A 10,622-nucleotide genomic window follows, 5' to 3' on the forward strand; every position below is an offset into this window, starting at 1 on the left:
AGCCGGCAGGCCCAGCGGGGTAAAGCGTCCCGCCGGGCCTGCCGGCTTCGTCCAGCCTAAGGCACCCGAACCCATGTCAAATCGAGCCTCGGTGGTGGTGTGGCGGGTCCGTTGTGGATGGGATTGAGGGTGGTCGGGGTTGGGGGTGGGGTGGTTAGGCGGCGGTGGAGTGGGTGGAGTGGGTGGAGTGGGTGGTGGTTGGTTCGAGGGCGAGGTCCAGGACTTCGCGCACGTCGGCGACCAGGTGGATGGTCAGTTCGGAGCGGACGGACTCGGGGACGTCGTCCAGGTCCGGTTCGTTGCGTTGGGGGAGGAGGACCGTGGTGATGCCGGCGCGGTGGGCGGCCAGGAGCTTCTGCTTGACGCCGCCGATCGGCAGCACGCGGCCCGTCAGGGAGACTTCGCCGGTCATGGCGACGTCCGAGCGGACCGGGCGGCCCGACAGGAGCGAGGCCAGGGCCGTGGTCATCGTGACGCCGGCGGAGGGGCCGTCCTTCGGCACCGCGCCCGCGGGCACGTGGATGTGCACGCCGCGGTCCGCGAGGACTTCGGCGCGTTCGTCGTGCGAGCGCAGGTAGGAGAGGGCGATCTGGGCCGACTCCTTCATCACGTCGCCGAGTTGGCCGGTGAGCGTGACGCCGGCCGCGCCGGTGCCGGAGGAGGCCAGGGATGCCTCGACGAAGAGCACGTCGCCGCCGGCCCCGGTGACGGCCAGGCCCGTCGCCACGCCCGGTGCGGCGGTGCGCTCGGCCGACTCCGGGGTGTGCTTGGGCGAGCCCAGGTAGCCGCGCAGGTCGGGGACGTCCACCGTGACCGGCAGCCGGGTCTCCTCCAGGGCGACGCGGGCGGTCACCTTGCGCAGGATCCGGGCCAGCGAGCGCTCCAGTTGGCGCACGCCCGCCTCGCGGGTGTACTCGCCCGCCAGCTTGCGCAGCGACGCCTCGGTGATCGTGACGTCCTCCGGGGTGAGGCCGGCGCGCTCGACCTGGCGCGGCAGGAGGTGGTCGCGGGCGATGGTGACCTTCTCGTCCTCCGTGTACCCGTCGAGCTGGACCAGCTCCATGCGGTCGAGCAGGGGGCCCGGGATGGACTCCAGCACGTTCGCGGTGGCCAGGAAGACGACGTCGGACAGGTCCAGCTCGACCTCGAGGTAGTGGTCGCGGAACGTGTGGTTCTGGGCCGGGTCGAGGACCTCCAGCAGGGCGGCGGTCGGGTCGCCCCGGTAGTCCGCGCCCACCTTGTCGATCTCGTCCAGCAGCACCACGGGGTTCATCGAGCCGGCTTCCGAGATGGCGCGGACGATCCGGCCGGGCAGCGCGCCGACGTAGGTGCGGCGGTGGCCCCGGATCTCGGCCTCGTCCCGGACGCCGCCGAGGGCGACCCGGACGAACTTGCGGCCCATGGCGCGGGCCACCGACTCGCCGAGCGAGGTCTTGCCGACGCCGGGGGGACCGACGAGGGCGAGGACCGCGCCGGAACGGCGGCCGCCGACCACGCCGAGGCCCCGGTCGGCACGGCGACGGCGGACGGCCAGGTATTCGGTGATGCGTTCCTTGACGTCGTCCAGGCCCGCGTGGTCGGCGTCGAGGACGGCGCGCGCGCCCGCGATGTCGTAGGAGTCCTCGGTGCGCTCGTTCCACGGCATCTCCAGCACCGTGTCGAGCCACGTGCGGATCCAGCCGACCTCGGGCGACTGCTCGGCGGTCCGCTCCAGCTTGTCGACCTCGGCCAGCGCGGCCTTGCGGACGTTCTCGGGCAGGTCCGCGCCCTCGACGCGGGCCCGGTAGTCCTGCTCCTCGGTGGCGGGCTTGCCGTCGAGTTCGGCCAGCTCCTTGCGGATCGCGGCCAGCTGTTGGCGCAGCAGGAACTCGCGCTGCTGCTTCTCCACGCCTTCCTTGACGTCCTTGCGGATCGTCTCGGCCACGTCCAGCTCGGTCAGGTACTCGCGGCCCCACTCCAGCAGCTTCTCCAGCCGCTCGGTGACGTCGTTGGTCTCCAGCAGCCAGACCTTCTGCTCGTCGCCGAGGTAGGAGGCGTAGCCGGCGAGGTCGGCCAGCGCGGACGGGTCGTCCACCTGCTGCACCGAGTCCACCACCTGCCACGCGCCGCGCTGCTGGAGGATCGTGGTGACCAGGGCCCGGTACTCGCGGGCCAGTTCGCGGGTGCGGTCGTCGACCGGCGGCACGTCGGCGACGGTCGCCTCCACCCACAGGGCCGCGCCCGGCCCGGTCGTGCCGGTGCCGATGCGGACCCGCTCGGTGCCGCGCACGACGGCCGCGCGTTCGCCGCCGGAGAGCCTGCCGACCTGCTCGATCAGCCCCAGCGTGCCCACCTTGGCGTACTTGCCGTCCAGCCGGGGCACCAGCAGCACCTTCGACTGGCCGCCCGCGGCGGTCGCGGCTTCGATCGCGGCGCGGGCCTCGGCGGTGGCGTCCGAGCCGCTGATCCGGATCGGCACGACCATGCCCGGCAGCACGACCACGTCGTCCAGCGGCAGCACCGGCAGCGCCAACGTCTCGCCCATGATCCCTCCAAAGTTGAGTCTGACTGGCTCAACCAAGGTGAGCGCGGGATTGTTTCCGCCGGGTGTTCGCCCTGAGCGAGCGGCCATTGGTGTGATCCAGGTAACAGAAGTGGGTTCCGGGCGATATCCCGGATACCACTGCAAGACGCCGTTCTCGGGGGGGGAACACATGGCTGTCGAATCAGCGCCGGGCTCCGGCGCGCCCACCGCCGTCCACCGCTACTGGCACGCCGGGGACCGCGACTGGGTGTCCATCCCGGCCCACGGGAACCAGCCGAGCGCCGCGACCATGGCCGCCAACGGCTACCGGATCGCGCCGGAACCGCAGTACTACGTCCACTACATCGGCAACCCCGACATGGTCGCCGTGTACCGCTGGTGGCACCCGGGAGACCGGGACTGGATCGACGTGCCGGAGGGCTCCATCCCGGACTCGACCCTCGCGAACTGGGGCTACACGAGCCGGGCGTTCCAGTTCTACGCGCACCGCGACCCGCACCCCGGCACGGTCGCGGTCTACCGCTGGTGGCACCCCGGCGACCGGGACTGGGTCACGCTGCGGGACGGCGAGGTGCCGGACTCGACCATGGCCGCCAACGGCTACCAGAACAAGACGCTGCTGTTCCACGCGGACGGCACGCGGCCCACGACGTCCGCCTACTTCCCGTTCGGCGCGGCGCAGGGCGCGGTGCTGCAACCCGTGTCGTGGAGCGAGGAGCACGACCACCCGCACACCATGAGCGTGCTCGACGTGAACCCTGGCCGCGACCCCGCCCAGAACGGCGGTTTCCGGTTCCTGGCCTACTGGGGGCACCACGAGTGCTCCGGGATCGGCATCGCCCGCGCGCAGGACCCCGCCGGGCCGTGGGTGCAGCAGGCCGCGCCGCTGTTCCGCGGCAACGGCGAGCGGTGGGCGTCGGCCATGCTCACGCCGGACAACCGGATCGCGTTGGTGCACAACGTGTTCTGGTGCGGCGGCAGCCCGGACGGCCTGCCGTACCACGTCGTCGGCCGCACCAGCACCGACGGGCGCGGCGGCACGGCGTTCACCGCGCCCAGGGCGCTGGTGAAGGAACCCGGCAACGTGAACGGCAACCCGACGTTGTTCCGCGACCCGCAGGACGGGCGGGTGCACCTGTACTGGTTCCGCGAGGCGCCCGGCCGGCGCGAGATCCGGGTGCGCAGCGCGGCGACGTTCTCGGCGCTGTTCGACGTCGACCCGGCGACACCGGGCCAACTGGTGGCGGTGTGCCCGGACGTCGTGGCCGCGCCGCAGGTGGTGCGGATAGGCGGTACCTGCTACCTGGCGGTGGAGACGCTGGAGGACGGGAACGTCTGGAAGACCCGCGTGCTGACCAGCGCGAACCCGACGAGCGGGTTCCTCGAGATCCCCGACGGCCCGGTGTACGGCGACAGCGTGGCGTGCGCGTTCCAGCACGTGTTCGACAACCGCCTGCACACCTTCTACTGCCAGGAGCACGGCGCGGGCACGGCGGACTGGACCCTCGACCACCGGTCGGCGCCGCTGCCCTGAGATCCTGGTGCGTCCGCACGGTGTCCCGATCGTGAGGAGCCGGCGTCCATTCGGGGGTTGTGCCGGGTGGACGCCGCCGGAACGATCACGCCGTCCACTGACGAGGAGATGTGCGCATGGAGCAGGCCAGCTGGGTTCCGTCCTCGGTAGACCTGACCCGGCCGAGCGCGGCCCGGATGTACGACTACTACCTGGGTGGGTCGCACAACTTCGCGGTCGACCGCGAGGCGGCCAAGTCGGTCGAGAAGATCTTCCCGGGCATGTCCGGCGCGGCCCGCGCCAACCGCTCGTTCCTGCGGCGCGCGGTGCGCTACCTGCTGTCGCAGGGCATCGACCAGTTCCTCGACCTGGGGTCCGGCATCCCCACGGTGGGCAACGTGCACGAGATCGCCCAGCAGACGAACCCGGAGGCGCGCGTCGTGTACGCGGACGTCGAGCCGGTGGCCGTGGCGCACAGCACGGCGTTGCTGGCGGACAACCCGCTCGCCCTCGCGATCCAGGGCGACCTGCGCGAGCCGGAGTCCGTGCTGGACAACGCCGACGTCCGCGCCATGCTGGACTTCGACCGGCCGATCGGCCTGCTCATGGTCGCCGTGCTGCACTTCGTGCCGGACAGCGACAACCCGCAGGCCGCCATCGCCCGCTACCGGGAGGTGCTCGCGTCGGGCAGCTACCTGGCCGTCTCGCACGGCAGCTGGGACGGCGTGTCGCAGGAGGGGCAGGAGAGCGGTGAGCAGGTGAACGCCATCTACCGCCGCACGGACAGCCCCCTGGTGCTGCGGACCGGCGCCGAGGTGGCCGCCTTCTTCACCGGGCTGGAGGTCGTGGAACCCGGCGTCGTGCCGCTGTCGGAGTGGCGTCCGGACTCGGACGACGCCTACATCAGCGCGTACGCCGGGATCGGCCGCAAGCCCTGACCGCCCGCGCGGTCGGCGTCACTCGGGCGGGGTCAGGCGCAGGTCCGGGTCGATCGGTGGTTCGCCGTCGAACGGTCCGTCCGGCACGGCGGCGAGGGCGTCCAGGGTGAGGCCGATGTCGCGCGCGTGCGGGTCGGGGCCGGCGGGCGGGACGGCGAACCAACCGTGCAGGTCCTCCGGGATCCGGTAGCGGGCGGCGAGGTCGCGGTAGAGCGGGGCGCGCCCGGCGGACTGCCCCGCCAACTGCTGGTACTCGCGCATGGCCAGGCGCATCCGGATCCAGCGGTAGCGGTCGGTCTTGGCGCCGTCGTCCTCGGTGAACCTGGTGCGCAGCAGCCGTCCGGCCTCGGCCCCGCGCTCGGCCAGGGCGCGGATCGTCTCCGGGCGCATGAACAGGTTCGTGCCGCCCTCCGAGTCCCCGATGCGGACGTGCGCGATCCGCCCCCGGTAGCCGGGCAGCGCGGACTGCATGGTGTCGCGCCAGCCGAGCGTGGTGTCGAGGATCGCCGACGCGAAGTGCTGCACCAGCCCGATCCCGCGCCACGGCGTGCCGCCGGTCGACGCGTCCTGCTCGGGCAGCCACACGTCCCGGTCGTCGCCCGGCGGGTACGACTGGAGCGACAGCCCGAACGTGGGCCAGCGCGGCAGCAGCTGGTCGAAGAAGTGGATCGGGAAGTTGCTGGTGATGCCGCCGTCGGAGAACCAGTGCACGCGCGGCTCGGGCTCGGCGCGCACCAGCGGGACGGCGGCGATCAGGCCCGGCAGCGGCATGCTCATCCGCACGGCCAGCGCGACGGGCAGGTCCGCCGGCAGCGCGTGGACCACCTCGTCGGGGTGCAGCGGGCAGCGGTGCGGGGTGGGGTCCTGCCCCAGCTTGTCGACGGTCCGGCGCGGCAGCACGGTCCCCAGGCACGTCCGGCAGAACAGCCACGCGGCGCGGGGCTCGGTGAACGGCAGCCGGTACGGGCGGCCCTCGGACAGGTCCGTGGTCATCAGCACGAGGTTCGTGGTCAGGTCGGCGAAGGTCAGGTCCGGGGTGCCGGACAGGTCGTCCAGCCGGTCCGCGATCCAGTCGCTCAGCGGCGGCACGCCGGTCGACGCCGGCACGCCGCAGCGCCGGTCCCAGAAGCTCGGCCGGAACTCCCCGGTGCCCGGCACCAGTCCGAAGTGGACGGTGGTGGCCATCCGGTCGAGGAACCGCTTGGCGCCCAGGCCGTAGGTGAGCGCCACCGCGCTGACGAACGCGAACCCGAGCACCAGCCACCACACCGCGGCGGTGGCCGCGCTCGCCAGGCTCGCCGCGGTCCACCGCGTGCCCAGCGCGACCGGGACCAGCGGGACGACGAGGAGCAGCCCGGTGCCGACGCGCCGCAACCACGCGTCACGACCCCTCGGCAGGACGCGGAACACGATGCCGGGCACCGCGACGACGACCACGGCGGTGACCGCGATCAGCAGCCAGGTCGGGGTGGAGCCCCAGGAGATCGAGCGGAACCACAGCGACGGCCCGACGAGCCACAGCGCCACCGCCACGGCGAGGAACACCCGGGACCGCCACCCGATCGCGCTGACCAGCGCGAGCAGCAGGCACGTGAGCGCGCTGCGGCCGGTGGTGTCGCGCCGCTGCATGGACGCCGCCACGATCCGGTACAGCTTGCGGGTGTGCCCGCTGGGCTGGAAGAGCTGCGCCATCCGCCAGCCGGGCGCGGCGAACCAGTCGACGACCTCCTCCAGCTTGCGGAAACCGCCCTGGTCCCGGCCCTTCTCGGCGGCCGCGGTGAACGCCGCGCCGATCGCGCCCGCGGAGGCGCCGCCCAGCGACCGGAACCGGTAGTGCCGGGCCAGCTCCACGACCGCCCAGGGGTAGACGACACCGCTCGTCGCCCCGCCCCGCATGGTCAGGTCGCAGTACCGGTTGAAGTCCTCGGCCATGGCGAACCTCCCGGCGTCCATGATCCCGCGCGGGCCGTCGGCGTGGCACTGGACCAATCGGTTGGTCACCGGCCTTTCAGAGCTGCGACAGGGCGATCCTCTCGATGTCGGCCGGCGTGCCGGACATGATCGTGCGCACGTGCTCGGTCACCAGCCCGATCGGCCAGTCCCACCACTTCGCGCGCAGCAGGCGGGCCACGTCCTCGTCGGGGTACCGCTGCTTCACCGGCCGCGCCGGGTTGCCGCCCACCACGGTGTACGGCGGCACGTCGGAGGTCACCACCGCGCCGGTCGCGATGATCGCGCCGTCGCCGATGGTCACGCCCGGCATCACCACGGCCTGGTAGCCGATCCACACGTCGTTGCCGACGACCGTGTCACCGCGCGTCCCCATGCCGGTGATCAGGTCCATCGTCCGCTCGGCCCACGTGCCGCCGAAGATGGTGAACGGGAACGTCGACACGCCGGTGGTGAGGTGGTTCGCGCCGGCCATGATGAACCGCGTGCCGGTGGCCAGCGCGCAGAACCTGCCGATCACCAGCTTCTCGTCACCGTACCCGTAGAGCACGTTGCGCGTCTCGAACTCCAGCGCGTGCTCGGGGTCGTCGTAGTAGGTGTACTCGCCGACCTGGATCTTCGGTGACGTGACCAGCGGCTTGAGCTGGACGACGCGGTCGGTGTGCGGCAGCGGGTGCAGGGCGGTGGGGTCGGGGATCAACGGCGCTCCTCACGCGGCTCCGGGGGTGGTGCCAGCGTGTCAGACGTGGTCCGCGCCCGGCCCCACCGCCCGGGTCGGCGGAGGCGTGGGGCGTGGAGCGCGGTGGGTCAGAGCTGGTCCAGGAACTCGTCCACCTCGGCCAGCGCCCGCCGGCGCACCGGCTCGGCGGACAGGAACAGGTCGTGCATCCCGCCCTCCACGGTCACCACCTCCACCCGGTCGCCGATCTTCGGCGCCCAGCGCCGCATGTGCTCCACGTCCAGCACGGTGTCCACCGTCATCGCCTCCGGCGTCCACCGCTTCGCGTGCAGCACGCTCCGCCCGGACCGCAACAGCAGCACGGGCACCCGCACGTCCAGCCCGCGGTGCAGGCGCGCGTGCCCGCGCCGGACCGCCCGCAGCCACCCGGCGTGCACCGGGAACGCCTCGATCGGCTTCCACGCCGTGTCGAAGTCCCACTCGCCGTGGTGGTCGCGGTGGATGCTCTGGCCGTACACCGGGCCCAGCCCCGGCTTGAGCACCAACCGCGGCGCGAGGCGGCCGACGCCCCGCACCAGCACCGTGCCCACCGTCCGCAGCAGCCACGGCTCCGCCAGGTCCAGCCACGGGCTGTTGAGCACCAGCGCGTCGATCACGTCGTCCGACCGCCGCTCGTGCGCCCACAGGCTGGTGACGAGCCCGCCGGTCGAGTGGCCCAGCACCACGAGGTGCCGGTGGCCGTCCTCCTCGCGGATCACCCGCGCCGCCGCGTCGAGCTCCTCGAAGTGCTCCGCCAGGTCCAGCACGAAGTTGGCCACCTGGCCGGGCCGCAACGACCGCCCGTACGCGCGCAGGTCGATGGCGTAGAAGTCGAACCCGCGCGCGGTGAAGTGCTCCGCGACGTGCCGCTGGAAGAAGTAGTCCGCGAACCCGTGCACGTAGAGCACCGCGCCCCGGATCGCGGGATCCGCGCGGCGGCGCACGAGGGTCGCCGTCGTGCCACCGCCGCCCAGGGGCAGCGCGCGGGTCTCGTAGTCGGCGCCGAGCACGTCTGCGTTCACGCGGTCAGTGTGCACGCCGATTCGTCCGATCGGGGAGAGGCGGGCCCCGGATCGTGGCACTGTGGGTGGATGACCAGTGAGGAGATCGAACGGTCGAGCGCGCGCGTGCGGTTCCCGGGCATCAGCCCGAGGGCGTACGAGCACCCGGTCGACCGGGGGGCGTTGGCGGTCTTGCGCGCGGTGCCGGGCATCGGCCCGGTGTTGCAGGCGGTGGCGGGCGCGTTCACCGAACGCGGCGAGAGGTTGGGCTACCTGGCCTCGACCATCAGGGTGGGCCCGAAGCAGTACCCGGCGCTGGACCGGCTCCGGCTGGAGGCCGCGGCGACGCTGGACCTCGACCCGGTGCCCGAGCTGTTCGTCAAGCGCGACCCGGTGCCGAACGCCATGACGTTGGGCATCGACCGGCCGTTCATCGTGCTGACCACGGGCCTGGTCGAGCTGCTCGACACCGAGGGCCTGCGGTTCGCCATCGGGCACGAGATGGGCCACGTGCTGTCCGGGCACGCGCTCTACCAGACGATCCTGCAACGGCTCCTCCAGCTCCAGCACAGCCTCGGCTGGATGCCGGGCGGCTACTGGGCGATCACCGCCGTCATCGCCGCGCTGCGCGAGTGGTACCGCAAGACGGAGCTGACCTGCGACCGCGCCGGCCTGCTGTGCGGCCAGGACCCGGCCGCGGCGCTGCGCGTGCACGTGGCCATGGCGGGCGGCATGGACCTCAGCCAGGTGGACACGGCCGAGTTCCTCAAGCAGGCCAAGGAGTACGAGCAGGTCGAGGACGTGCGCGACAGCGTGCTCAAGCTGATCCGCACCTGGCCGCTGACCCACCCGCTGGCCGTGGTGCGCGCGGCCGAGTTGCAGCGCTGGGCGGCGGGCGAGGAGTACCGCGCCATCCTGACCGGCACGTACGCGCGGCGCGAGGACGACCGGCCGACCAGCTCCTTCACCGAGGACCTCAAGTCGGCCGCCCGGTCCTACAAGGAGTCCGCGGCCCAGTCCGAGGACCCGCTGATGAAGGTGTTCAACGAACTCGGCGACGTGCTCGCGGGCGCGGCGGGGAAGGTGCGGGGCAAGTTCACCGGAGCGGACTAGTCCGATTGGCCGAGCGCCGGCCGCCGATCTGGCTAACCTCCTCCTGAAGCCTTTGATCAGGAGGAGGGGCCGATGCGGCTCGCCGCGTTGTTGATGACGTTGTTGATGGCTCTCGCGGGCACCGCCGCCGCGGAGGAGCGCGTGGCGGACGAACGCGTGGTGGGCGGGCACCGGGTGTCGATAGCGGAATACCCGTGGGTGGTGTACCTGGCGGACTCGAGCGGCAACCAGTTCTGCGGCGGCACGCTGGTCGCCCCCGCCAAGGTGGTCACCGCCGCCCATTGTGCGACCGCCCGGACGCCGCGCAACACCCGGGTCGTGGCGGGCCGCGAGGACCGGCGCGGCGGCGACGGCCAGGTCGTGCGAGTGGACGGCATCTGGATCCACCCCGACTACTCGACCGCGGAGGCGGGCGCGGACGTCGCCGTGCTCACCCTGCGCTCGTCGGTGGACGGCACACCCCTCCCGCTCGCCCACCGGTCCGACGGGGCGCTGTACGAGCCGGGCACCGAAGGGCTCGTGCTGGGCTGGGGCCGGACCAGCGAGCAGGGTCCCCTGTCGCGGTACCTGCTCGGCGCGACCGTGCCGGTGCTGGACCGCGACTACTGCGCCGACGCCTACCCGCAGTACGACCCGGTGGCGATGACGTGCGCCGGCTACCCGCAGGGCGGCGTGGACACCTGCCAGGGCGACTCGGGCGGCCCGCTGATGGCCGGCGGCAAGCTGATCGGGATCACCTCATGGGGTGAAGGTTGCGCGCGGGCGGGCAAGCCGGGCGTCTACAGCAACGTCGCCACCTACGCCGAGGCGATCGAAGGGCAGCTGGCGGCGTGACCGGGCGGCGCGCGGACCGCCGGGCCTCGGC

At 72.7% G+C, this 10,622-nt stretch carries 8 protein-coding genes; 4 read left to right on the plus strand and 4 right to left on the minus strand.

Features of this window, described 5'->3' with window-relative positions:
- Window positions 1-154: 154 nt before the first annotated feature.
- Window positions 155-2,524, minus strand: coding sequence for an endopeptidase La (gene lon / locus ACWEFJ_RS38735; protein ID WP_449716854.1), 2,370 nt, complete (start codon window positions 2,522-2,524; stop codon window positions 155-157).
- A gap of 169 nt (window positions 2,525-2,693) precedes the next feature.
- On the opposite strand from lon, the gene ACWEFJ_RS38740 reads away from it, so the two are divergent.
- Window positions 2,694-4,058 carry a sialidase family protein gene (locus ACWEFJ_RS38740; protein ID WP_378091043.1) on the plus strand — a complete coding sequence of 455 codons (1,365 nt, stop codon included), beginning with the start codon at window positions 2,694-2,696 and terminating at the stop codon, window positions 4,056-4,058.
- A gap of 116 nt (window positions 4,059-4,174) precedes the next feature.
- Complete coding sequence (locus tag ACWEFJ_RS38745) at window positions 4,175-4,975, plus strand: SAM-dependent methyltransferase (protein WP_378091046.1); 801 nt, start codon at window positions 4,175-4,177, stop codon at window positions 4,973-4,975.
- Between the two features lie 18 nt (window positions 4,976-4,993).
- Here the strand turns inward: ACWEFJ_RS38745 and ACWEFJ_RS38750 are convergent, their stop codons facing one another.
- The 3 genes from ACWEFJ_RS38750 to ACWEFJ_RS38760 all read right to left on the minus strand — a co-directional run bounded on the left by ACWEFJ_RS38750 (window position 4,994) and on the right by ACWEFJ_RS38760 (window position 8,665).
- A complete protein-coding gene (locus ACWEFJ_RS38750) occupies window positions 4,994-6,976 on the minus strand; it encodes a patatin (protein WP_449716855.1) in 1,983 nt (660 codons plus the stop codon).
- A 7-nt stretch (window positions 6,977-6,983) separates the two neighbouring features.
- On the minus strand, window positions 6,984-7,625 hold the full coding sequence (locus ACWEFJ_RS38755; protein WP_378091050.1) for a CatB-related O-acetyltransferase: 642 nt from the start codon (window positions 7,623-7,625) through the stop codon (window positions 6,984-6,986).
- 107 nt (window positions 7,626-7,732) lie between these two features.
- Window positions 7,733-8,665 (minus strand): alpha/beta hydrolase, encoded by a 933-nt coding sequence (locus ACWEFJ_RS38760; protein WP_449716856.1) that lies wholly within the window; start codon window positions 8,663-8,665, stop codon window positions 7,733-7,735.
- Between the two features lie 69 nt (window positions 8,666-8,734).
- Between ACWEFJ_RS38760 and ACWEFJ_RS38765 the strand changes: the two genes are divergently transcribed.
- Both ACWEFJ_RS38765 and ACWEFJ_RS38770 read left to right on the plus strand, forming a co-directional pair.
- Complete coding sequence (locus tag ACWEFJ_RS38765) at window positions 8,735-9,757, plus strand: M48 family metallopeptidase (RefSeq protein ID WP_378091054.1); 1,023 nt, start codon at window positions 8,735-8,737, stop codon at window positions 9,755-9,757.
- A gap of 72 nt (window positions 9,758-9,829) precedes the next feature.
- A complete protein-coding gene (locus ACWEFJ_RS38770) occupies window positions 9,830-10,591 on the plus strand; it encodes a S1 family peptidase (RefSeq protein ID WP_378091056.1) in 762 nt (253 codons plus the stop codon).
- The last annotated feature ends 31 nt before the right edge of the window (window positions 10,592-10,622 follow it).

Source organism: Actinosynnema sp. NPDC004786 (assembly GCF_053601135.1).